This is a genomic window from Bradyrhizobium sp. USDA 4369 (assembly GCF_054056435.1).
The window spans coordinates 4,338,199-4,361,146 of record NZ_JBSRYH010000001.1; the positions used below are offsets into that span (position 1 = coordinate 4,338,199).

A 22,948-nucleotide genomic window follows, 5' to 3' on the forward strand; every position below is an offset into this window, starting at 1 on the left:
TGCCGCGCGAGACTCGCCCGTTGAAAGGAATGAGCTGACGTTGGTCGCCCGGCGCGACCAAGCATGCGACGCCGATGCCTGCCTCACCCAGGGAGGTCGGCGCCGAAACGAGAGCGAGACTGAGCTCGCCGATGACACGCCGTGCGGACTGCCGCTGCGATCATCAGCTCGGGCAGGCCACAACGGCCATGCCTGATCGATGAAGCCTGTTGCAACCGCTCGAGCGTGTCACATGCGCGACGTTCGCAGCCGCCACGGCTGATTAGTCGTTGGCCTCCGGCGGCAGGAAGTTGACCTCATGCTCGGCCGAAATCCGCACCACCTCGGCCGGATCGGCGAGATTGTCCAGCATGTTGAAGAGCGCCTCGAGCTTCTGCATCGGCGACACCCAGAACAACGCGCGCGCCGGCTTATCGGATTTGTTGAAGTAGCCATGCGGAATGCCGCGGGGCATCCGCACCAGATCCCCAGCCTGCGCCTTGACCCAGACGCCGTCGAGCTTGAGGTCGAGCACGCCCTCCTGCACCAGGATGAATTCGTCCTGGGTCGGATGGACGTGAACCGGCACGAACTGACCGGGCTCGCTGTTGGTCTCGAACGCGAAGGTGGAGTCGGTAACGGCTTTGGGGAAGTAGAGCTGACCGAGGATGTTCCAGGTTTTGCCGGCATAGCCGGTGCCGGCGCGCGTGATGCCCTTTTCGAGTGTGATCATGCTGTGTCTCCTTCCTGCACACGCATGAAGGATCCGGCGGCCGCTGCCATGTGTCTATCCAGAAAACGAATCCCTCGACGCCACCTGCTAATTATTATAGGTTTCAAATGAATTCGACGGGCGATGTAGGTCATGACTGCAGATGCCGCCTCCGATCGCAGTTTGGGCTTGGCCGCGCAGCCGCCGCGGCTTGCGGCCTATGGCCGTGTTGCAACGCACGATGTCGATGAAGCGGCTGAACAAATAGGTCGCATTTTTTGTCCGCACGGGCTCCAGCCGCAGGCAGATGCTGCGTGCGATTTCGTCGCGCTGCATAATTGCGCGGCATTCGACGGCTTTTCCATCAACTACGTCGCCTATGGCGGAGTGGTGACCATCGATCCCGGCTGCCTCGACCGCTTCTTCCTGGTCCAACTGCCGCTGGCGGGGGCGGCGCGGGTTTTCACCGCCGCGCGCGAGGTCGCGACCGCCCCGGCGCACAGAGCCACCTTGTTGTCGCCGACCTTGCCGACCCGGATGGTCTGGAACGACTGTGCCCAGCTGATCCTGCTGCTCGACCGGCAATTGGTCGAGCAGCGTGCGGCGGCGCTGTCCGGGCGCGCGGTGCGGCCGGTCGAGTTCGACCCCTCGGTCGAACTGTCGGCCGCTCACGGTGCGCGGCTGCGGGCGCATATGGTCGAGCTTGCCGACCTTGCCGAACGCCTGGGCGCTGAGCGCAAGCTGCCGGCGATCGCTGCCGCCAATTGGCGCGAAACGCTCTTGAACATCTTGTTCGCGCAGCCGAGCGGAGGGTTATCGGAGGCGATCAGGCTCCATTCGGGTCAGGTCGACACGCTGCCGCGGGCCGTCCGCACCGCCCGCGATCTGCTCGATGCGCACGCGGCCGAGCCGCTCGATTTGGCGCAACTGGCGGCATCTGCCGGGCTCGGCATTCGCGCGCTGCAAGGCGGCTTCCGTCGCCATTTCGGCATGTCGATCTCCGACATGTTGCTCGACATCCGGCTGGCCCGGCTCAACGCGCAGCTGCTGTCAGCCGCACCGGACGCACGCATCATCGACATGGCTTTCGAGCTCGGCTTCACCCATCTCGGCCGCATGGCCGGCGCCTATCGCAGCAAGTTCGGTGAAGCGCCCTCAGCGACGCTGCAACGCAGCCGCGGGCGGCTTACGAATTGACGTGAACGAAGTCGCGCAGCAGCGGATAGATCTCGTTATTCCATTTCTTGCCGCTGAACACGCCATAATGCCCGACGCCGGCCTGCATGTGATGTATGCGGCGATAGGCGCGCACATTGGTGCAGATGTCCTGCGCGGCCAGCGTCTGGCCAATCGCACAGATGTCGTCGCGCTCGCCTTCGACCGTCATCAGGCCGATGCGCCGGACGGCCTTCGGGTCGACAGGGCGGCCGCGGTGCATCAGCTTGCCCTGCGGCAACAGATGCTCCTGGAACACGTCACGCACCGTCTCGATATAGAACTCCGCCGGCAGGTCCATCACGGCAAAATATTCGTCGTAGAACGTCTTGATGATCTCGGCCTTTTCCACCTCGCCCTTGGCAAGGTGGTTGGCGAGGTCCATGTGCTGCTTCACGTGGCGTTCGAGATTCATCGACACGAAGGCGGTGAGCTGCACGAAGCCAGGATAGACTTTCCTGAACGCACCCCCGCACTGGAAGGGCACGTAGTGTATCAGATTGTCCTCGAACCAGCCGATCGGCTTGCTCTTGGCGAACTCGTTGACCTTGGTCGGCTGGATTCGGGTGTCGATCGGTCCGGCCATCAAGGTGAGGGTCGCAGGGCGCGAAGGATGGTTGTCCTCGCACATCACGGCGGTGGCCGCGAGAGCCGAGACGGACGGCTGGCAGATCGCGATCATGTGGGGACGGGGCCCGAGTTGGCCGAGGAAGCTGATCAGATGATCGGTATAGTCTTCCAGTCCGAACCTGCCATGTTGGCGGGGGATGTCACGCGGATTGTGCCAGTCGGTGATGTAGACGTCGTGGTCCTGCAGCAGGGTCTTGACGGTGCCCCGCAGCAATGTGGCGAAATGGCCCGACATCGGCGCCACCAGCAGGACGCGTGGCTGCTCCGGCGCGGCGTCCTTCTTGAAGTGCAAGAGCGAGCCGAACGGGGTTTTGAACGTCACTTCCTCCGTGACGGCCACTTCGTGATTGCCGACCATGACGCTGTCGATGCCATAGGCGGGGCGGGCGTAGGTCAGGGCTGAACGGGAGATCAGTTCCAGCGCAGCCGACAGCCGCCGCATGGCGCGACTGGATAGGCCCGACGGGATCAGGTTGAGATAGCGCAACGCGGCCGCGGCGCCCTGGCGCCAGGGTTCGGTCAGGTCCATGTGGTTCTGGTAGGCTTGGTAAAGCAGCGCCATCGGCTCCGACCCGTCACTCTGGCTGACATATGCAGTATCGGATGCAATATCGGAGCCAGAGCCGGAGAGTCTTGCCTCAAAAATTGGCATGTCGCTTGCTGTGTGAAATCACTGGAGTATCGGGCTCCGGCCCTGATCGCCCAAGGCGGCGGGCGGGCCGGTGTCACAGCGCGACTGAACGACACGCGACAGAGAGGGCAGGGCGACATGGCCACGGCGACATTGACCATCAGCAGCAAGAATTATTCATCATGGTCGCTGCGCGGCTGGCTGCTGGCCAAGTTTGCCGGCCTCGACTTTGATGAGGTGATCGTCGGTCCGGACGATGCGTCGGCGCGGGCGGAGATCTTGCTGCTGTCCTCCTCGATCCTGGTGCCGTGCCTCAGGCACGAGGGCGCCACCATCTGGGATACACTGGCGATCGGGGAATATCTCAACGAGACCTTCCCAGGCGCGGGTCTGCTGCCGGCCGACCGCATCCAACGCGCGCATTGCCGCTCGATCTCAGGCGAAGTCCATTCCGGCTTCACCACGTTGCGGGCCTCGCTGCCCGTCAATCTCAAGGGGCACTTTCCAGGCTTCAAGGTCTGGACCAGGGCGCAAGCCGATATCGACCGCATCTGGACGATCTGGCGCGACTGCCTGGAGAAATCGGGCGGACCGTTTCTGTTCGGCGCGCGCGGTATGGCCGATGCGATGTATGCTCCCGTGGTGACGCGCTTCGTCACATATGACGTGAAGCTCGAACCGCAGCTGAAGGCCTATGCTGATCTCATCATGGCGATGCCCGAGATGCGCGAATGGATCGCGGCCGCGAAAGCGGAGCCCGAGGAGATCGAGGAGCTCGAGGTCGAATATTAGGCGGGCGATCGGCGCCTGTCTGAGCCCATAGCAAGCTGCCGATCAGCAAGGGGCGTGATCGGCGGCACGAAGCATCGTCCTGCATCCGCCGCGCCTGTTAAGATTTGAGTCGCCGCGTCGCCTCGCTGCTCGGGCCTCCGTCCAGGATGTGGTAGGTGGCATCGGATACCGTCCACATCTTGCCGTGAACAGGAGTCGTACTTGGCGATTCGGCTGATTCGGGCGCGATTTGTTCCGGTCACGTTCCCGAGGTTAAGGTTCGCGCATACCGCGTCACATTTTGAAACAGCTGTTGTTTGCTTAAACACGGCCGGCGTGCGTGAGCGCAGCCGCGATCGCGAATCAGGGCCGTTCGGAGCGGCGGTGGTGCAAGGAATGTGTCGCTGCATTTCTGCTGCGGATGGCTCTGGGTCCGGACCCGTTGCGAGGCTCAATCCGTCAAGCTTGCGGGGGATCGGCCCTGAGCGAGCCCAGGGCGATCCATTCGGCGCGATACGATCAATAAGACGAAGCAGAAGACGTGCGCATGGTGGCGAAGGCCGGCTGCGAGCGTCGCCCGCTGCGGTCGTCGAAACGCGTGCGTGGAAAGCGCCAGCCGATCACGGTCGCCTCGAGGGCGCCGCCCGATTCCTTATTGTGCCATTTGCCATTGATGTAGAAACAGGGAAACGGCAGTTGATAGGTGCCGCTGTGATCTTCGCACAGCACCTCGACGCTTTGTCCCGGCGGCGGTTCTCCGCTGCCGTCAAATTGCGCCAGCCGTTTTTCGCGCGTAGCCATTCTGTGCATCTCCCTAAAAACGGGTCCCAGCGCCGAACCTCAATGCGCGATTGAGGTCTGAGTATGGTATCGTCGATAAATCAGCGCCAGTTCCACGCAAAATCATGTGTTTGGCGAGCCAATGAGGAAATTGTGATGAGGGTTTTCGTTGTCGTATCTGCGCTGACATTGTGGGCCACCGGCTGCATCGCACATGCGCAAGATATTCCGGGCATCGAGATCTGCACGGCGGAGAAGGCGATGGATCGCCGCACATCCTGTCTGCAGAGCAATATCGATTTCCTGCAGAAGACGATGACGAAGCAGTCGCTCGCGCATCAACAGAAGCTCGACGCCGCGGATCGCCAGATCCAGGCACTCAAGGCGGCGCTGATTTCCCAGCAGGGCGCGATTGAAGAGTTGAAGTCGGCGCAGGCCAAACTTGCCGACGAATTGAAGAAGAAGGCCGATGCGCCGGCCGCGAAGGATGCAACGCCGGCCAAGCCGAGCGGAAAATAGTTGGGCACGCAGCGCAAGTACGATCAAGCCGGCCGAAGCGTCCTCACGCATGATCGGCCGCTTCGTCAGGAGGACGGACGTGCTCACCAGCCCGGCCCAGAAGGCGCTGTGGTACATCGAGAGCCATCTGTCGGCGCCGTTGTCGTTGGACGACATCGCGGCCATGGCCGGTGTCTCGCGCTTCCACATCGTGCGCGCCTTCGCCGCCGCGACCGGCGTGTCGGTGATGCGCTACGTCAGGCTCCGCCGTCTCAGCGAGGCGGCGCGGGCGCTGGCCAGCGGCGCGCCTGATATTCTCGGTCTCGCTCTCGAAGCCGATTACGGTTCCCACGAAGCCTTCACACGTGCGTTCCGCGACCAGTTCGGCGTGACGCCCGAAAAAGTCCGCGCCAATGCCAGCCTTGATGGTCTTGCACTGCAGGAGCCGGTCTTGATGGACCAGACCCCGCTGAGTGATCTCGCCGCGCCGCGCTTCGTCACCGCAGGGCCGCTGCTCGTCGCGGGCGTGGGCGATCGCTTCAGCGTCGACAACGGCGCCGGCATTCCGGCCTTGTGGCGCCGCTTTCACCAGCTCGTCGCCGATATCCCGGCGCGCCGCGGGACAGTCGCTTATGGCGTCTGCTGCAATGGCGACGATGCCGGCAATTTCGACTACATCGCCGGTGTCGAGGTGGCTGATTTTTCCGACCTGCCGCGCAGCTTCGGCCGCGTGCGGGTGCCGGCGGCGACGTTCGCCGTCTTCACGCACGCCGGTCATATCTCCTCCATCCGCCGCACCGTGCACACGATCTGGAATCGGTGGCTGCCACAGTCGGGCTGTCAGGTCGCGGACGCCCCGAATTTCGAGCACTACGATCAGCGCTTCGATCCGCGCAGCGGCGAGGGCGGCCTCGAGATCTGGCTGCCGGTGATCCGCTGAGCGCCGCACGCGCTGGCCGACTTGCGTCGACACGCTGCGAGCCTGCGTTGGAGCAAGTCTGCCCTGCGGCGACGAAGCGTGCCGCTTGCTTGGCAAGATGCGGCGGCTTTGCGATAACTTCTTGCATAACAACAATGCGCCGCGGCGCGGCGTGACAAGCGGGAGGCCGTCCGATGTCCAACATGCGTGTGCTCGCCACCGATCTCGAATTCCCGGAAGGTCCCGTGGTGATGCCCGACGGCTCGGTGGTGCTGGTCGAGATTCGCGGCCGGCGCCTGACGCGGGTGTTTCCCGATGGCCGCAAGGAGGTCGTGGCGCAGATTCCGGGCGGGCCGAATGGCGCAGCGCTCGGGCCGGACGGCAAGATCTACATCTGCAACAATGGCGGCTTCTCCTGGATCCCGACCGGCAAGATGATCATGCCCGGCCCGCAGCCCGAGGATTATCTCGGCGGTTCGATCCAGCGCGTCGATCTGCAGAGCGGCAAAATCGAGACCGTGGTGAGCCGCTGCGGCGAGCATGAGCTGCGCGGGCCCAACGACCTCGTGTTCGACCGCCACGGCGGCCTGTGGTTCTCCGATCTCGGCAAGCGCCGCGCGCGCGACATGGATGTCGGCGCGTTCTATTATCTCAAGCCCGGCATGAGCGAGATCGTCGAGGCCGTGCACGGCATCCTGCCGGCCAACGGCATCGGCCTGTCGCCGGACGAGAAGACCGTCTACATTGCGGAGACCCCGACGGCGCGGCTCTGGGCGTATGATCTCGGTGAGCCCGGCACGGTGAAGCCGCGCGAGGTGATCTATCGCGGCGAGCGCGGCCGCCCGATCGCCGGCCTCGGCGGCTATCAGATGTTCGATTCGCTCGCCGTGGAAGCCAATGGCAATGTCTGCGTCGCGACGCTGGTCTCCGGCTGCATCAGCGTGATCGCGCCGGACGGAACCCTGGTCGAGCAGGTGCCGACCGGCGACCGCGTCACCACCAACATCGCCTTCGGCGGCCCGGAGCTGAAGACCGCCTACATCACGCTGTCCGGAAAGGGCGAGCTGGTGGCGATGGACTGGCCACGGCCGGGCCTGCCGCTGAATTTTCTGAACAAGTAACGCTTCACGTGATAGTTCCGTCATTGCGAGCGTCAGCGAAGCAATCCAGGGCGGCATGCGCGGCCCTGGGTTGCTTCCGCCGTCGCCCTTCGGGCTATGGCGGACAAGTCGTCGCTTGCGCTCCTCGCAATGACGGACACCGCTGATGCCCTTTCTCGAACCAGTCACCCTCCGCGGCCCGCACGCCAGCCTCGTGCCGCTGTCATCAGAGCACCATGACGAGCTGGTCGAGGCCGTCAGCGACGGCGAATTGTGGAACCTGTGGTACACCGCAGTTCCGAAACCCGAGACCATGGCCAAGGAGATCGCACGCCGGCTCGGGCTGTTTGCCGCCGGCAGCATGCTGCCGTTCACGGTGCTCGATGCCGATGGCCGCGTCGCCGGCATGACCACCTACATGAATGTCGACGCTGCCAATCGCCGGGTGGAGATCGGCTCGACCTGGTATGCGAAGCGGGTGCAGCGCAGCGCGCTCAATACCCAGTGCAAGCGGCTCTTGCTGGCGCATGCCTTCGAGGCGATGGACTGCATCGCCGTCGAGTTCCGGACGCATTTCTTCAACCATCAGAGCCGCCGCGCCATCGAGCGGCTCGGGGCCAAGCAGGACGGCATCCTGCGCAGCCACCAGATCGCGCCGAACGGCACGCTGCGGGATACCGTCGTCTACAGCATCATCGCCGCCGAATGGCCGACGGTGCGGGCACATCTCGACTACCAATTGCATGACAAGCCGCGCTGATCGCGCTATGGCCGCTTGCCGCGCTGAGCGGCTGATGATGACGAGACCGGGACGACGGACGAGATGGATACTTTCGACTATGTGATCGTGGGCGCCGGCTCGGCCGGCTGCGTGCTCGCCAGCCGCCTCAGCGAGGATCCGTCGGTCACCGTATGCGTGCTGGAGGCGGGGCCGCGCGACTGGCACCCCTACATTCATCTCCCGGCCGGCTTCATCAAGACCTTCTACATGAAGAGCATCAATTGGGGCTACCAGCAGGAGCCGGGGCCCTACACCAACGGCCGCAGCATCTATGCGCCGCGCGGCAAGACGCTCGGCGGCTCGTCCTCGATCAACGGCCATGTCTATAATCGCGGCCAGCGCCAGGATTTCGACACCTGGGCGCAGATGGGCAATCGCGGCTGGAGCTATTCCGACGTGCTGCCGCACTTCAAGCGGATGGAGAAGCGGATCGGCGCCGGCGACGAGCAATATCGCGGCCGCGACGGCAGCCTGCACGTGACCACGATGGAGTGGAAGGACACGCTGTGCGAGGCCTTCATGGATGGCGCGGTCTCCCTCGGCATCCCGCGCAACCCCGATTATAACGGCGCGATCCAGGAGGGCGTGTCCTACGTCCAGCGCACCATCCAGAACGGCCGCCGCGTCTCCTCCGCGACCGCGTTCCTGCGTCCTGCCAGCAAGCGGCCGAATGTCGAGATCCGCACCCACGCCCATGCCACCGGTGTGATGCTCGAAGGCAAGCGCGCGGTCGGCGTGCGTTATAGCCGCGGCGGGCGCGGCGGCGTGCCGGTCGAGGTGCGCGCGCGGAAAGAGGTGATCCTGTGCGCGGCGGCGCCTACAACTCGCCGCAGCTGTTGCAGTTGTCCGGCATCGGCGCGCCGGAGCTGTTGCAGGAGCACGGCATCGAGGTGCGCCATGCGCTGCGCAGCGTCGGTGAAGGCCTGCAGGATCATTATGCGCCGCGCACCGTGGCGCGGGTCAAGAGCATCAAGACCATCAACGAGCTCGCGCGCGGCCTCAATCTGTGGGGCGAGGCGCTGAAATGGGCGGTGACGCGGCGGGGCATCCTGTCGCTGTCGCCGACCATGGTGTATTGCTTCTGGCACTCCGGCGAGACGGCCGAGAGCTCCGATCTGCAGCTCACCTTCACGCCGGCGAGCTACAAAGAGGGAGTGCAGGGCCAGCTCGAGGACGAGCCGGGCATGACGGTCGCTTCGTGGCAGCAGCGCCCGGAGAGCCGCGGCTATGTGCGGATCCGTTCCGCCGATCCGTTCGCGCCGCCGTTGATCCAGACCAACTATCTGACCGCCGAGCTCGACCGCCGCGTCATCGTCGCCGGCATGAAGCTGGCGCGCCGGCTGCTGGCGTCAGCGCCGCTCGCGCCGTACTACGCCTATGAGGACTTCCCAGGGCCGAAGGTGCAGAGCGACGACGAATTGCTTGCCGCTGCGATCCAGCGCGCCACCACCACCTTCCACCCCGGCTGCTCCTGCCGCATGGGGCCTGCTGATTCAACCTGGGCCACCGTCGACGACCAGCTCCGCGTCCACGGCCTGCAGGGCCTGCGCGTCGCCGACGCCTCGATCATGCCGCGCATGATCTCCGCCAACCTGAATGCGGCGACGCTGATGATCGGCGACAAGGCGGCGGATCTGATCCTGGGCAAGGCGGCGATGGCGGAAAGCCTGTCGGCGTAACAGCACGCCCGACATCCTCGGTCTTGGAGCCGCCCCCCTTTCCGCGAAGGGGGCACTGTCGTCGTGGCGAATAGCCTGCCACGCGCTGTGTGTGAGGCCGACAAGACTCTCCCTACTTCAGCAGCCTGAATCTCCCGCCCTCGACCTTGATCAGGAACGCCGAGCGCTCGTCATAGCCGTTGTGGTCGGTCGGGCTCATGTTGGAGAGGCCGTTGTTGAGATAGACGTCCTTGCCGCGCTCCAATTCGTCGCGCAGGGCGGCGCGGAATTCGGCTGTGCCGGGCCTGGCCACCTTCAGCGCGCCGGGGATGGCACCCTTGAGCAGCGTCACCGTGTCCCACAGATGCGCGGCAAAGATGTTCGGCCTGTCGCCATTGGCGGCCTGGTAGGCGGCGACGAACGCATCGTTGGCGCGGCGGAACGGGTCTTCGGCGGCGAGATCGTCGGCGATCGAGAACGCCTCGCCGGCGAAGATCGCGCCCTCGACATTCTCCTTGCCGAGCTTGATGAACTCCTGCGTCGCCACGCCATGGGTCTGGAAGATCCTGCCGGCATAGCCGCGTTCGCGCAGCGCCTGCTGCGGCAGCACGGCCGGCGTGCCGGCGGAGGCAATGAACACCGCGTGCGGATTGGTGGCGATCACCTTGAGCGCCTGGCCCATCGCGCTGGTGTCGCCGCGCGCATAGACCTCGTGGGTGGTCACGGTGATGCCGAGCTGCGGCGCCAGCTTGCTCACCTCCTGATAGTAGCCCTCGCCATAGCCATCGGAGACGCCGATGAAGCCGAGCGTCTTGACGCCGCTCTTGGCGATGTATTTGAGCATCGCCGCGGCCATGATGTCGTCATTGGGCACGACCTTGAAGGCCCATTTGCGCTTGTCGTCCATCGGCTGCACGATTGCGGTCGAGGCCGCCAGCGACAGCAGCGGCGTCCTGCTCTCCAGCGCGACGTCGAGCATCGGCATGGTGACCGGCGTCAGCGACGAGCCGATGATGACGTCGACGCCGTCCTGGATGACCAGGCGTCGCGCATTCTGCAGGCCCTTGACGCTGTCGGATTCGTCGTCGAGCGCGATGTAGACGATCTTCTCGCCGCCGATCTCCTTCGGCAGCGCGGCGACCGCCTTGATCTGCGGCTGTCCCAGCGCCGAGCCTGGCCCGGTCGCGGACACCACGATACCGACCTTGATGTCGGCCCGCGCCGTCGCGGCGAGCATCATCGTCAAGGCCATGCCCAGCACAGCAACCGCGGCTCTCATCCTGTGTCCTCCCCGTTCGGCGTGTCCGGCACGTTGCTTGGCCGGGACTTCGAGCGGCGCAGCCTAGCCGCGGGGCCGTCCCGCGTCTGTCCCCATGGTTGGTGACGGCCGCCGGCGCTTCCCGGCGCGGCGGGTTGCTGCTAGGCTCGAACAAACAGAACATCCGGGAGGACCACCATGGAGGCCATCAGGCCCGGTGTCGATACGACGGGCGCCGTCAGCGCCATGGTGCTCGCCATCGGCCAGCCATCGTTTCCAGACGTCCTGATCGACAGCCTGCGCGCCATCGCCGGCGTCGGCCATTGCATGGTGTTCACCTTCGCCGACCAGCGCTCGGCCCGCTGCCTGCTCAGCACCGGCAACATCGCGATCGGACCCGACCTCGGCGCCGCCTATTCGGAGCATTTCCACACCGCCGATCCGAACCGCGAGGCGATCTTCCAGCGCGCGAAAGCTCAACACATCCTGCTGCCGAACTTTGCGCGCCGGATGTATCCGCGCGGCTATCGCAAGCTGTTCTTCGAGGATTCCGAGATCGTCGACAAGGCGGCCACCGCGATCTGGATCGGCGATCACTGCACCTATGTGAACTTCTACCGTACGGCGGAGCAGGGCGGATTTGCCGCCGACGAGCGGCAGCGCATCACGGCGGTCGCCCCGGTCGTCGCCGCCATCGTCGCGCGCCATTGCCAGGAGCACGCCACCGTCGCGGACCCGGCCGACAAGCTTGCCTCGCTCTTTGCTGCCGGCGGGCCGCTATCGGTGCTGACGGCGCGCGAGAAGGACGTCTGCCGCCGCATCCTGGACGGCTTCAGCTCGGAGGCGATCGCAGGAGACCTGGGCATCGCCCTGAACTCGGTCTTCACCTACCGCAAGCGCGCCTACGAGAAGCTCGGCATCGCCTCGCAGAACGAGCTGTTCGCGATTGCGCTGCGGCTGATGACCGCGTCACGGCCGCTGAACTGAACGCGGCTGCAGGCTGTCACCCATCGCCAGGACAGACGCCGCCTGCGCGTGCCGCTAGCTTGCGTCGTCTGACCGGAGGCCGAGCGTGAGCACCGCACCGCATTTCGACATCGATCCCGTAGCGTTCTGGGCCGACCCCTATCCGGCCCTGGCGCGGATGCGCCAGGAGGCGCCGATCGCCTTCGTGCCGCAGCTCGGCAGCACATTGCTGTGCCGGCGCGACGACATCTTCGTCTCGGAAAAGCAGATCGAGGTTTTCAGCTCACATCAGCCGCAGGGGCTGATGAACCGGCTGATGGGCCACAACATGATGCGCAAGGATGGCGCCGCGCATTTGGCCGAGCGTCAGGCGATCGCGCCCGCGGTGTCGCCACGCGCCGTGCGCGTGCACTGGATGACACAGTTCCAGGCGCATGCCGACCGGCTGATCGATGCGCTCGACCCCGCTGCCGACATCGACCTCGTCCGCGACTTTGCGCTGCCGTTCTCGGCCGAGTGCCTGAAGCTGATCACCGGCCTCACCAACATGCGCTTCGAGGACATGAACGCCTGGTCGCAGGCCATGATCGACGGCATCGCCAACTACACCGGCGATCCCGCGGTCGAGGCGCGCTGCAATGCCGCCACGGCCGGCATCGATGCCGCGATCGACGACATGCTGCCGGTGCTGGAGAAGACCCCCAACCAGAGCTTGCTCGGCGTGATGCTCGCTGCGGGCATGCCGATGGACAGCATTCGCGCCAACATCAAGCTCGCCATTTCAGGCGGCCAGAATGAGCCGCGCGACGCGATCGCCGGCACGGTCTGGGCGCTGCTGACGCATCTCGAGCAACTGGCGCTCGCAGTCCGTGGCGAGGTGCGCTGGCTGCAGGTGTTCGAGGAATATGCGCGCTGGATCTCGCCGATCGGCATGTCGCCGCGGCGCATCGCCAAACCGTGGACCATCCGCGATGTCGCGTTCGCGCCGGAGGAGCGGGTGTTCCTGATGTTCGGCTCGGCCAACCGCGACGAGGCGCATTTCACCGACCCCGATCGCTTCGACATCCGCCGCGACGTCTCCAAGAGCATCGCCTTCGGTGCCGGCCCGCATTTCTGCGCCGGCGCCTGGGCGTCGCGGGCGATGATCGCCGATGTGGCCTTGCCGACCCTGTTCAGGCGGCTGAACAACCTGCGGCTCCGCGACGACGAGCCCGTGCGCATCGGCGGCTGGGCCTTCCGCGGCCTGCTCAATCTGCCGGTGACGTGGGAGGCGACGCAGGATTGATCCTCGTCGCCGTCCCGGCCGGGGAGCGCAATGGTCTGGCTTCCTTACGCCCGGCCTGCGGCGATCGCCTGCGCCTCGGCGGCGGCGCGCTGCATGCTGGAGGACATCTCGCCGGTCACCGTGCTCTGCTCTTCGACGGCGGCGGCGGTCGAGGTGACGTATTCGCTGACGTTCTGGATCTCGGCCTTGATCGCGTTCAGCGCATTCACGACCTCGCTCGAGATGCCGTTCAGCCCGGCGATCTCCGCGCCGATCTTGTCGGTGGCGGCCTTGGCCTGCGTGGCGAGATTCTTGACCTCCGACGCGACCACGGCGAAGCCGCGGCCGGCATCGCCGGCGCGCGCCGATTCGATCGTGGCATTGAGCGCCAGCAGATTGATTTGCCCGGTGATGTTGCCGATCAGTTCGACGATTCCGCTCATCGCCTGTGTCGCCTCGCTCAGGCGTTTGGCCTGCGAGTCGGCGGAGGCGACCCGGTCAGCCGCTCCAATCGCGGTCTCGCGCGATTTCGTCATGGCTTCCGAGATTTCGCGCACAGAGGCATTCAGCTCCTCGGCACCGGCGGCGACCGACTCCATCATACCGCGGACACGCTCATTGCCCATCCGCACCAGCACTTGCCGGGTGACATCGGTGGCGTATTTAACGACCTTGAACGGCCTGCCATTGAGGTCGAGGATGGGATTGTAGGAGGCCTGAATCCAGACCTCGCGACCGCCTTTGCCGATCCGCTTGTATTCCGCCGCTTGATATTCTCCGCGGTTCAGGGCGGCCCAGAAATTGCGATAGGCTTGGCTGTCCCGCTCCGACGGATCGACGAACATCGAATGATGGCGGCCCTTGATCTCGGACAGCGTGTAGCCGAGCGCCTGCAGGAAATTGTCGTTGGCATTGACGATGGTGCCGTCCAGCTCGAATTCGATCACGGCCTGCGATTTGCTGATGGCGGCGATCTGTCCGGCGAGATCGGCATTCCGTAGCTTCTGGGCGGTCACATCGGTGGCGAACTTGACGACCTTGAAGGGCTTTCCGCTCTGGTCGAACACCGGATTATAGGACGCCTGGATCCAGACTTCCCTGCCGCCCTTGCCGATCCGCTTGTACTCCGCGGCCTGGTATTCGCCGCGGTTCAGCTTGGTCCAGAACTCGCGATAGGCGGCACTGTCGCGCTCCTCCGGCGCAACGAACATGCTGTGATGCTTGCCCTGGATCTCGGGCAGGCTATAGCCCAGCGCATTCAAGAAATTGTCGTTGGCGGTCACGATGGTCCCGTCCATGTTGAATTCGATCACGGCCTGCGATCGGCCGATGGCCGCGACCTGCGCGCTGTAGTCGAGGTTCTGCAGCCGCACGCTGGCGTCGGACCATTCGACGACGGTTCCGGCGCGGGTTCCATCCGGATGTTTCAAGGGCTGGGCAACCAGATCGAATGTCCACTTACCTATCTTGATGGTCGCCCGGTGCTCGGAGGCAAGCGCCTGCAACATGTGCCGCTGGTGCGACGGGTCCTTGTGGAACACGTCGATATTGGTGCCGATGAGACCGTCGACGCGGAAGTTCGGCAGCTGCGTCTTGAGATCGGCCTCGGCCTCGCGCAACAGTTCCGTCACCGCCTCGTTCATGTAGACGATGTTGAGCTTGTCGTCAGCGACCATCACCTTTGCGGTGATCGCGTTTGCGGCGAGGGCGGCCAGGGCTGCAGCGTTGTTCTTGCGGCCAAACATGGGTGGTCTCCTGTAACAACGATCAGGTCCGGCGGTGTGCAGGTGCCCAGGGATCACGCGGTGGTGCTGTGATCCGGCGGTGCGCTGACAGCGATCGTTTGTGAACGCGATATCCCCGTAAAACCCCGGGGCTTGATTCAATCTAACAGCTTGGAAGTAAGATTCGGTTAGGCGGCAATCTGCAGCGGCTGTTCTGATTGTGCAGGAATGACCTCGTCACGTCCGTCCTCAGTGATCACGTGTCGCAGGGCCGAATTGCCTTGGATCAATATCGAGAGGGTCCTCGCCGCTAGGCTCAATGAAAATTGGATGCTATCGGCTTCGATATGCCAGGGAAGGACATTGCCGAAATCATCGCGGTTCCGAGGCTGTTTCTGGATAGCCTCGGTATCGGCATCTCGGTCGTCGACAGTGCGACGGGACGTATCCGGTTTGCCAATGCCGAATGCTGCCGGATCGTCGGATACACGCTGGAGCAGCTCAGGACCGGCGGGCTGACCTTCTTCGATCTGACGCATCCGGAGGACCGGGAGGGCAACCGGCTGCAGCATGAAAAACTGCTCGCAGGCGAGGCCGCGACTTATCAGCTCGACAAGCGCTACCTCCGACAGGACGGAAGCGTCGTGTGGGCGCGCGTGATCGTCAATCCCATCCGGGACGCTGCGGACAATGTGAGATGGTTCTGCGCCGTGGTCGAAGATATCACGACGACCAGGATACTGGAGGAGCAGCTTGCCACCGCGGAGAAGCTGGCAGGGCTGTCGACGTTCAACCTGATCGTCGAGGCAGACGACTACAAGGAAGAGTTTCCGTCGACGTCGTTATCGTCGCTGCGCGACATGTTGTGCCACGTGCATCCCGAGGATCGGAACGGGCTCGAGCAGGCCATCCATCGTGCCATCTTGAAGCGAACCGGCTACACGCGCGACTACCGGGTACTTGGTCAAGACGGAACGATGCGCTGGGTCCGTGGCATGGGGACCTGTGTGTACAGCCCGTCCGACGGACGAACGCACCTGGTCGGCTCGACCATCGACGTCACCGCGGATCACCTCGCGCGCGACAGCGACATTCCCATGCCCATTCGCAGGATCCTGGAGCACATCGAGGCGAACTGGAGTCAGAAGATATCGATCGAGCAGCTCGCGACTCGTTACGGCGTCAGCCCTCGCACGGTCTACCAGTACTTTGCGAAGAGCGGCATTTCGTTGGCCGAGAAGATCAAGCTGACGCGACTCCAACACGCGCGCCGCATGTTGTACGACGCGAAAGCGGGTGACACGGTGACGTCGATCGCCCTGCGATGTGGCTTCAGCAATCCCGGGCATTTCGCCAGGGAGTATCGAAAGATCTATGGTGAGACGCCATCGGAAAGTCTGCGGCGGGCGTCATTGCCGCTGGCGGCGCGGGGGGAAGCCGCATCTGCTTCGCCCAGCCGCTAGGCGCCAGGCCATCGTCGCTGCTCCCGACGTTCGCGGTGTGCGGACGTGAAGCGCCCGACGGGCAATCTCCGCATGCGGGTCATGCGCGAAATGCCCGTCGAGTTAGTTTGCCGCAGCCGAGTCCGCTTGTGCCGTCGGGCAAATCGGGCTGATGGTCTTGCCCAACCCTCCTCGAGCAGAGGGACGGACGCGTCGTCACGAACGTGGAGGTGGGCTGCGATGGACGTGACGGTTGCGCCGGACGAGCGCAGGCGTGACGGACGGCGAAGTCGTGTGGTCCTGGCCTCTCGACGCTGAGGTCTGCGGAGCGCGCCACAGGCGCGTTGTCGCTAATGGGGGCAAGAACGCCGATCCCCAGGGAGAGCACGAAGGACACCGTTAAAACCGTCGCGCGGGGAAGGCCGGGTCTGTCCGGCTGTACCTGTGGTGACTGCCGCCTGCTTTCTTTGTTGCAGGCGGGCCACGGGCCTCAGCCGAGGTCCGGCCTTCCCCGCGCCCTCTCATTGTTCAGGAGGGACATGATTGTCGCATCACTCGGGCACGAAGTGCCGCGGGACGAAGACGCTTGCCTCTCACACGCGATGATGAGGCGGAAGATGTCGATCATTTGCTCCGCTGTCGTCCCGGACAAGCGCGCAACGCGCGCGCCGATCCGGGATCCATAACCCCAGGGAGATGTGCGAGGCACGATGTCCGCCCCATCCCGCCCAGCCACGACCACCGCGGCGTATGGGTCCCGGGTCAGCGTCCGCCAACGCTGTCGCGTTGCCGGACTTGCCCGGGACGACAGCGTTGTAGCGCTTGCCGTGCAAGACCGAAGTCCGCTTCATCGAGGCTTACGCTTCCAGCGCCGTGCGGATCATGCGCGCGAGATCGGCGCTGAGATAAGGCTTGGCGAGCAGCAGCACGTCGGCATCGAGGCGGCCGTGATGCACGATCGCATTCTCCGTGTAGCCCGACGTGTACAGCACTTTCAGCCCGGGACGCCGCTTTTCGGCCTCGAGCGCCAGCTGGCGGCCGTTCATGCCGCCGGGGATGATCACGTCGGTGAACAAGAGATCGATGCGTTCCGGATTGTCGATCAGCGCAAGGCCTTCCACGGCATTGCTGGCCGAAAGGGTACGATAGCCCAGCCGCCGTACCTGCGCGACGACATAGTCGCGCACCAATGCGTCGTCCTCGACGACCAGGATGGTCTCGTCGCCCCGCGCGACCGCGGGCCGTCCGTTGTCGGCCACGGGCAGCACGGGCGCCTCGGCCGCCCGCGTCAGATAGAGCTTGACGGTCGTGCCGTGGTCCGGCTCGCTGTAGATCTTGACGTGGCCGTTGGACTGTTTGACGAAGCCGTAGACCATGCTGAGCCCGAGGCCCGATCCCTTGCCCGCGTCCTTGGTGGTGAAGAACGGCTCGAACACCTTGTCCATCAGCGCCGGCGGAATGCCCTGGCCGGTGTCGCTGACCGCGATCATCACGTAGTTGCCGGGCTTCACGTCGTTGTTGAGACGGGCATAGTCCTCGTCCAGGACGACGTTCTTGGTTTCCAAGGTCAGCTTGCCGCCATCGGGCATGGCATCGCGCGCGTTCAGCGCGAGGTTGAGAATCGCGGTGGAGAGCTGGCTAGGGTCGATCAGCGCCGGGGCGCTGTCATGCGCCAGCATGGATTCGATTTCGATCTGCTCGCCGAGGGTCGGGCGCAGCAGGCGGGCCGCGTCGACCACCAGCGCATTGATGTCGGTCGCCCGCGGCTGCAGCGGCTGCCGGCGCGAGAATGCCAGGAGATGCCGGGTGAGGTCGGCGCCGCGCTCGGCGGCGGCGCTGATCATGTTGGCGATGCCGGCGAGCTGCGGCCGGTCCTTGACCGCATCGGCGAGGATCTCGATGGTCCCGGTGATGACGGTCAGGATGTTGTTGAAATCGTGCGCCACGCCCCCGGTAAGCTGGCCGATCGCCTCCATCTTCTGGGCTTGGCGGACCTGGGCCTCGTTGGCCTCGATTTCCTGGAAACGACGCACCATCGCCTCGGCGGCGCGGCGCTGCCGGATCTCCTCTTCGAGCTGGTCATAGGCCTTCTGCAACGTGATGCGGGTGGGCAGCACCAGCAATTGCGGCAACATCTTGAGCATCGTGGCGATGACGCCGAACGACATCAGCGCCTGCAGCACATCGACGGCAGTCTCCGCGGGCGACACCGGGACCCACAGGCCGACAAGGGCGACCAGCCGGCCGACACCGCAGATCGCCGCATAGCCGGCGAGCCCGGCGACGACGATCCGGAACATCACGTCGCGCCAGCGCCGCCACACGAACAGGCCGATCACGAAGGCGATGGTGAAGAATGTGCAGGCGATGACCGCATGGGAGAGGGCTTGCAGCCAGATCGATCCCGGTTCGCCCAGTACGCGCGCCGTCAGCGGCGTGAACGTCGGCATGTGCAGACCATCCTCAACAAAGCAGGGCGCCGAGCCGCTCGCCAACCGCGCTCGTCATGGCCCCAAACCAAACGGATCATTCAGCTTTTCGGCTCTGGCGCAAGGGCAATGGCGGGCGGCCGACGACGGCCGGCCGGGCGGCGGCAGGCAAGGGCGAGCGCCGCTCCCGGACCAACTGTCAAAACCCTGCAATACATCCTTAACCAAGCGGTCACGCCGCTGTTAACGCGCCGACCTAAGTCGCTCGACATCGTCATCACCAGGGGAGTGAACGAGATGTCGAACACGATCGCGCACAACCGGCGCGAGTTCTTGCGGCTGCTGGGTGCGTCGGCCGCCACTGCGGCGCTCAGCCAGAGCATCGAGCGGGCCCATGCCATTCCGGCCTTCAATCGCCATGGCAGCATCGAGGACGTCAAGCACATCGTGGTGCTGATGCAGGAGAACCGCGCGTTCGACCATTATTTCGGCGCGATGCGTGGCGTGCGCGGCTTCAACGATCCGCGCGCCGTCAAGCTGCCGAATGGCAATCCGGTCTGGCAGCAGCCGAACGGCACCGGATCGGTGATGCCGTTCCGCGTCGACAATGCCGGCTCGGTCTATGTCGAGGACGTCGCCCATGGTTGGAACGACGGTCAGAAGTCCTGGAACAACGGCAATTACGACAAGTGGATCGCCAATAAGGGCACCACGACGATGACCTGCATGAACCGGCAGGATCTGCCCTGGCACTACGCACTCGCCGACGCATTCACGATCTGTGATCAGTATTTCTGCTCGGTGATGGGACCGACCGATCCGAACCGTTATTACCTGTGGACCGGCTGGGACGGCAATGACGGCAAGAACGGCGGCCCGGTCATTACCAATGCCGAGGCAGGTTACGACTGGACCACGTTCCCGGAGCGGCTCGAGAAGGCCGGCATCTCCTGGAAGGTCTATCAGGACATCGGCACCGGGCTGGATGCCGCCGGCTCCTGGGGTTGGACGGCGAATCCGTGGATCGGCAATTACGGCGACAATTCGCTGCTGTATTTCCACCAGTACCAGAACTCGCAGCCGGGCAGCCCGCTGTATGAGAAGGCGCTGCGCGGCAGCAACATCGCCAAGGGCGGCACGTTCGAGAATCTGTTCGACGGGCTGCGCAACGATGTGCGCAACGGCACGCTGCCGCAGGTGTCGTGGATCGCAGCCCCCGAGGCGTTCAGCGAGCATCCGAACTGGCTGCCGGGTCCGGGCGCCTGGTACATTTCCAAGGTGCTGGACATCCTGACCTCGAATCCGGAGCTGTGGAGCAAGACCGTGCTGCTCATCAACTACGATGAGGGCGGCGGCTTCTTCGATCACGTCGTCGGTCCGTATCCGGCGATGTCGCAGGCCTGGGGACAGTCGACCGTCGATGTCAGCACCGATCTGTTCGCCGGTGACGGCAGTCACGTCGCGGGTCCCTACGGCCTCGGCGTGCGCGTGCCTATGATGGTGGTGTCGCCGTGGTCGCGCGGTGGCTATGTGTGCTCGCAGGTGTTCGACCACACCTCGGTGATCCGCTTCATCGAGCGCCGCTTCCATCACAAGGCGCGCGATCTGTTCGAGACCAACATCCCGGCGTGGCGCCGTGCCGTCTGCGGCGATCTCACCTCGGCATTCAATTTCACCTCGCCGAATGAGGGCCTCGCGCCGCTGCCGAGCACGTCCGGCTACAAGCCGCCGGTCGCCGACATCACCTCGGGCACCCGCTTCGACGACTATCACCCGGTGCCGCCGGTCAAGCAGGCGCTGCCGCAGCAGGAGCCTGGCATTCGTCCGGCGCGCCCGCTGCCTTACGATCTCCGTGTCGACGGCGATGCTGACGCGGCGCAGAAGAAGTTCGGAATCCGTTTCGTCAATCCGGGGCAGGCGGGCGTCTGCTTCCAAGTCCGCTCCGGCAACACCGCGACCGGTCCGTGGAGCTACACGGTCGAGGCCGGCAAGTCGCTGTATGGCGTCTGGGACCTCGCGGCGAGCGCCGGACAATATGACCTGTCGGTGTACGGGCCGAACGGCTTCTTCCGCCACTTCAAGGGCGGTGTTGCCAGCACGGCCGCGCTGGTCGATGTCGACACCGTTCATCTCTGCGATTGGGAGTATGGTGACGGCGCCCGCAGCCTGGCGATCGCGCTGACCAACAAGGGCGCGAGCTGCGTGGTGACGCTGACGGACAACTACACCGGACGCCGCGAGCGGCATCGGCTCTCGCGTGGCCAGCGGCTGGAGACGCAGATCGGTCTGCATCAGACCCATGGCTGGTACGATCTGGCGGTGACCACCGACAGCGATGCCAGCTTCAGCTGGCAGCTCGCGGGTCACGTCGAGAATGGCCGCCCGAGCATCAGCGATCCGGCGATGGGCCGGATCGCTGCGACCTGATCGGCGATGACATCGGGATGCGCCCGGAGCGATCCGGGCGCATCCTCACGATGAAGCGACGAGGCCTTCGGCGGCCGTATCGTCGGCGGCATTTGGATCGCCGGGCGCCGTTGCCCAGGCGAGCTCGACCAGAGTGACGATGCGGCGGCCGGCGCCATCGAGCTGGCAGACGATCAGGCCCTGGTCCTCGATATAGGTCAGCAGCCGCTGCGCCCGGCGCAGCGAATGCGAGCCGTAGGCGCGGGCAATCGCCGCGTCGCTCGGGCAGGGGCGGCCGTCCTTGGCGGCGCGGGCGATCATCATGAACACGCCCTGCATGTCCTCCGGCAGCAGCGAGGCGCGCAAGGTGACGTCCTGCCAGCCGGCGTCGTCGGACGCCGCGTCGCCGCCGAGGCCGGCGCGGGCGCGGGTCAGCATGCGGCGGAAGTCGTTGAGATCGGGCACGGCGGTGCCGAGCCCCTCGATGCGGCAGCGGACGACGAACTCCTGGTAGAGCACGCCGACGGCGCGGAAGCCGGCGTCGGGCTCGGCCAGCACCGCGCGCAGCACGCGCTCGACGCGGGCGCGGCGCTCGGCGAGCTCCTCCTCGCTGACCTCGGGGGCCGGCGGCTCGGGCCGGAACTCGAGCGCGGCGGACTTCGCCGCGATCAGCTGGTCGAGCAGCTCGGGCTGCGGCTTGCGCTGCGGACGCGCGGTGGTCTCGGGCGGCGGTGCGGCGAGGATGACGGCGCGGGCGTCCTCGAGCGAGGCCTCGGGCAGCGGCGTCAGCCGCGGCGTCGCGTTGCGCGGCTTGGTGTCGGTCGGGCCGATCCGCAGGCCGAGCGGCCGGCGCGACAGCGCCGGGCCGAGCGCCATGAACTGGCCGCGCTCGAGGTCGCGGAACGCCTCGGCCTGGCGCCGCTCCATGCCGAGCAGGTCGGCGGCGCGGGCCATGTCGATGTCGAGGAAGGTGCGGCCCATCAGGAAGTTCGAGGCCTCGGCCGCGACGTTCTTGGCGAGCTTGGCCAGCCGCTGCGTCGCGATCACCCCGGCCAGCCCGCGCTTGCGGCCGCGGCACATCAGGTTGGTCATCGCGCCGAGCGAGGCCTTGCGCGCCTCGTCGGAGACCTCGCCGGCAACCGCGGGGGCGAACAGCTGGGCTTCGTCGACGACGACCAGCATCGGGTACCAATGGTCCCGGCCGATCTCGAACAGGCCGTTGAGGAAGGCCGCCGCGCGCCGCATCTGGTTTTCGGCGTCAAGCCCTTCGAGGTTGAGCACGGTCGAGACGCGATGAATGCGCGCCCGCTCGCCGGCCACCTGCAGCGCGCGCTCGGTGTGGTCCTCGGCCGCGATCACGAGATGGCCGAAGCGCTCGGCCAAGGTGACGAAATCGCCTTCGGGATCGATGATGGTCTGCTGCACCCAGGGCGCGCTCTGTTCCAGCAACCGGCGCAGCAGGTGCGACTTGCCGGAGCCGGAATTGCCTTGCACGAGGAGGCGGGTCGCCAGGAGTTCCTCGAGGTCCAGGGCGGCAGGCGATCCCGCCGCCGTCTGCCCCATCTCGATCGCAATGGTCATGTGCCCCGACTCAAACGCGCATCTCGCGGACCGGCCGCATAACAAGCCGAAGCCAGCCCGTCGAGCCGCCGCAGCGGGGTTGTCCCGTGTTCGATGGTGCCTGTGGATGGTTCCCGAAGCTGGGAACTTCTCGACGTCGAGCGAGTTCGATCATGAACGGATTGTTGGCGGCGGAAGCCGCCCGCTTGGCGTGCTGCCGCGGAT

Annotated in this window: 17 protein-coding genes and 2 pseudogenes; 12 read left to right on the forward strand and 7 right to left on the reverse strand. The window is 65.3% G+C overall.

Features of this window, described 5'->3' with window-relative positions:
- Positions 1 to 262: 262 nt before the first annotated feature.
- Positions 263 to 712 carry a cupin domain-containing protein gene (locus tag ACVIJ6_RS19470; protein WP_456774005.1) on the reverse strand — a complete coding sequence of 150 codons (450 nt, stop codon included), beginning with the start codon at positions 710 to 712 and terminating at the stop codon, positions 263 to 265.
- A gap of 132 nt (positions 713 to 844) precedes the next feature.
- On the opposite strand from ACVIJ6_RS19470, the gene ACVIJ6_RS19475 reads away from it, so the two are divergent.
- Positions 845 to 1,888 (forward strand): AraC family transcriptional regulator, encoded by a 1,044-nt coding sequence (locus tag ACVIJ6_RS19475; protein ID WP_456774006.1) that lies wholly within the window; start codon positions 845 to 847, stop codon positions 1,886 to 1,888.
- On the opposite strand, the gene ACVIJ6_RS19480 is transcribed toward ACVIJ6_RS19475, so the two are convergent.
- On the reverse strand, positions 1,878 to 3,098 hold the full coding sequence (locus ACVIJ6_RS19480) for a polyhydroxyalkanoate depolymerase (RefSeq protein WP_456774007.1): 1,221 nt from the start codon (positions 3,096 to 3,098) through the stop codon (positions 1,878 to 1,880). The genes ACVIJ6_RS19475 and ACVIJ6_RS19480 overlap by 11 nt on opposite strands.
- 207 nt (positions 3,099 to 3,305) lie before the next feature.
- Between ACVIJ6_RS19480 and ACVIJ6_RS19485 the strand changes: the two genes are divergently transcribed.
- On the forward strand, positions 3,306 to 3,959 hold the full coding sequence (locus tag ACVIJ6_RS19485; RefSeq protein ID WP_456774008.1) for a glutathione S-transferase family protein: 654 nt from the start codon (positions 3,306 to 3,308) through the stop codon (positions 3,957 to 3,959).
- A gap of 498 nt (positions 3,960 to 4,457) precedes the next feature.
- Here ACVIJ6_RS19485 and ACVIJ6_RS19490 read toward each other — a convergent pair whose 3' ends face one another.
- Entirely contained in the window at positions 4,458 to 4,739 is a 282-nt protein-coding gene (locus ACVIJ6_RS19490; protein ID WP_456774009.1) for a hypothetical protein, read from the reverse strand.
- 135 nt (positions 4,740 to 4,874) lie between these two features.
- On the opposite strand from ACVIJ6_RS19490, the gene ACVIJ6_RS19495 reads away from it, so the two are divergent.
- The 5 genes and pseudogenes from ACVIJ6_RS19495 to ACVIJ6_RS19515 all read left to right on the forward strand — a co-directional run bounded on the left by ACVIJ6_RS19495 (position 4,875) and on the right by ACVIJ6_RS19515 (position 9,695).
- Entirely contained in the window at positions 4,875 to 5,237 is a 363-nt protein-coding gene (locus ACVIJ6_RS19495) for a hypothetical protein (protein ID WP_012046143.1), read from the forward strand.
- A gap of 79 nt (positions 5,238 to 5,316) precedes the next feature.
- Positions 5,317 to 6,156, forward strand: a complete 840-nt coding sequence (locus ACVIJ6_RS19500; RefSeq protein WP_456774010.1) for a GyrI-like domain-containing protein — start codon at positions 5,317 to 5,319, stop codon at positions 6,154 to 6,156.
- Between the two features lie 173 nt (positions 6,157 to 6,329).
- The gene (locus tag ACVIJ6_RS19505; protein WP_456774011.1) at positions 6,330 to 7,256 is read left to right on the forward strand and encodes an SMP-30/gluconolactonase/LRE family protein; all 927 of its coding nucleotides are present in this window, start codon (positions 6,330 to 6,332) and stop codon (positions 7,254 to 7,256) included.
- A gap of 145 nt (positions 7,257 to 7,401) precedes the next feature.
- Positions 7,402 to 7,995: a GNAT family N-acetyltransferase gene (locus ACVIJ6_RS19510; protein ID WP_456774012.1), complete on the forward strand. Its 594-nt coding sequence runs from the start codon at positions 7,402 to 7,404 to the stop codon at positions 7,993 to 7,995.
- Between the two features lie 63 nt (positions 7,996 to 8,058).
- Positions 8,059 to 9,695: pseudogene (locus ACVIJ6_RS19515) on the forward strand (GMC family oxidoreductase).
- A 112-nt stretch (positions 9,696 to 9,807) separates the two neighbouring features.
- Here the strand turns inward: ACVIJ6_RS19515 and ACVIJ6_RS19520 are convergent.
- Positions 9,808 to 10,953, reverse strand: a complete 1,146-nt coding sequence (locus ACVIJ6_RS19520) for an ABC transporter substrate-binding protein (RefSeq protein WP_456774013.1) — start codon at positions 10,951 to 10,953, stop codon at positions 9,808 to 9,810.
- Positions 10,954 to 11,130: 177 nt separating this feature from the next.
- Between ACVIJ6_RS19520 and ACVIJ6_RS19525 the strand changes: the two genes are divergently transcribed.
- Together ACVIJ6_RS19525 and ACVIJ6_RS19530 are read left to right on the forward strand one after the other, a co-directional pair.
- Positions 11,131 to 11,919, forward strand: a complete 789-nt coding sequence (locus ACVIJ6_RS19525) for a helix-turn-helix transcriptional regulator (protein WP_456774014.1) — start codon at positions 11,131 to 11,133, stop codon at positions 11,917 to 11,919.
- A gap of 85 nt (positions 11,920 to 12,004) precedes the next feature.
- Positions 12,005 to 13,183 (forward strand): cytochrome P450, encoded by a 1,179-nt coding sequence (locus tag ACVIJ6_RS19530; RefSeq protein WP_456774015.1) that lies wholly within the window; start codon positions 12,005 to 12,007, stop codon positions 13,181 to 13,183.
- A gap of 44 nt (positions 13,184 to 13,227) precedes the next feature.
- On the opposite strand, the gene ACVIJ6_RS19535 is transcribed toward ACVIJ6_RS19530, so the two are convergent.
- Complete coding sequence (locus ACVIJ6_RS19535) at positions 13,228 to 14,907, reverse strand: PAS domain-containing protein (RefSeq protein ID WP_456774016.1); 1,680 nt, start codon at positions 14,905 to 14,907, stop codon at positions 13,228 to 13,230.
- Between the two features lie 326 nt (positions 14,908 to 15,233).
- On the opposite strand from ACVIJ6_RS19535, the pseudogene ACVIJ6_RS19540 reads away from it, so the two are divergent.
- Together ACVIJ6_RS19540 and ACVIJ6_RS19545 are read left to right on the forward strand one after the other, a co-directional pair.
- Positions 15,234 to 15,581 (forward strand): annotated as a pseudogene (locus ACVIJ6_RS19540) (PAS domain S-box protein); the annotation flags it as partial.
- 15 nt (positions 15,582 to 15,596) lie between these two features.
- Positions 15,597 to 16,349 carry a helix-turn-helix domain-containing protein gene (locus ACVIJ6_RS19545; RefSeq protein ID WP_456777031.1) on the forward strand — a complete coding sequence of 251 codons (753 nt, stop codon included), beginning with the start codon at positions 15,597 to 15,599 and terminating at the stop codon, positions 16,347 to 16,349.
- An 836-nt stretch (positions 16,350 to 17,185) separates the two neighbouring features.
- Here the strand turns inward: ACVIJ6_RS19545 and ACVIJ6_RS19550 are convergent.
- Positions 17,186 to 18,778, reverse strand: a complete 1,593-nt coding sequence (locus tag ACVIJ6_RS19550) for an ATP-binding protein (protein ID WP_456774017.1) — start codon at positions 18,776 to 18,778, stop codon at positions 17,186 to 17,188.
- A gap of 276 nt (positions 18,779 to 19,054) precedes the next feature.
- On the opposite strand from ACVIJ6_RS19550, the gene ACVIJ6_RS19555 reads away from it, so the two are divergent.
- Positions 19,055 to 21,184 (forward strand): phosphocholine-specific phospholipase C, encoded by a 2,130-nt coding sequence (locus tag ACVIJ6_RS19555; RefSeq protein WP_456774018.1) that lies wholly within the window; start codon positions 19,055 to 19,057, stop codon positions 21,182 to 21,184.
- A 45-nt stretch (positions 21,185 to 21,229) separates the two neighbouring features.
- Here the strand turns inward: ACVIJ6_RS19555 and ACVIJ6_RS19560 are convergent, their stop codons facing one another.
- Positions 21,230 to 22,744, reverse strand: a complete 1,515-nt coding sequence (locus ACVIJ6_RS19560) for a helicase HerA domain-containing protein (RefSeq protein WP_456774019.1) — start codon at positions 22,742 to 22,744, stop codon at positions 21,230 to 21,232.
- Positions 22,745 to 22,948 lie beyond the last annotated feature (204 nt).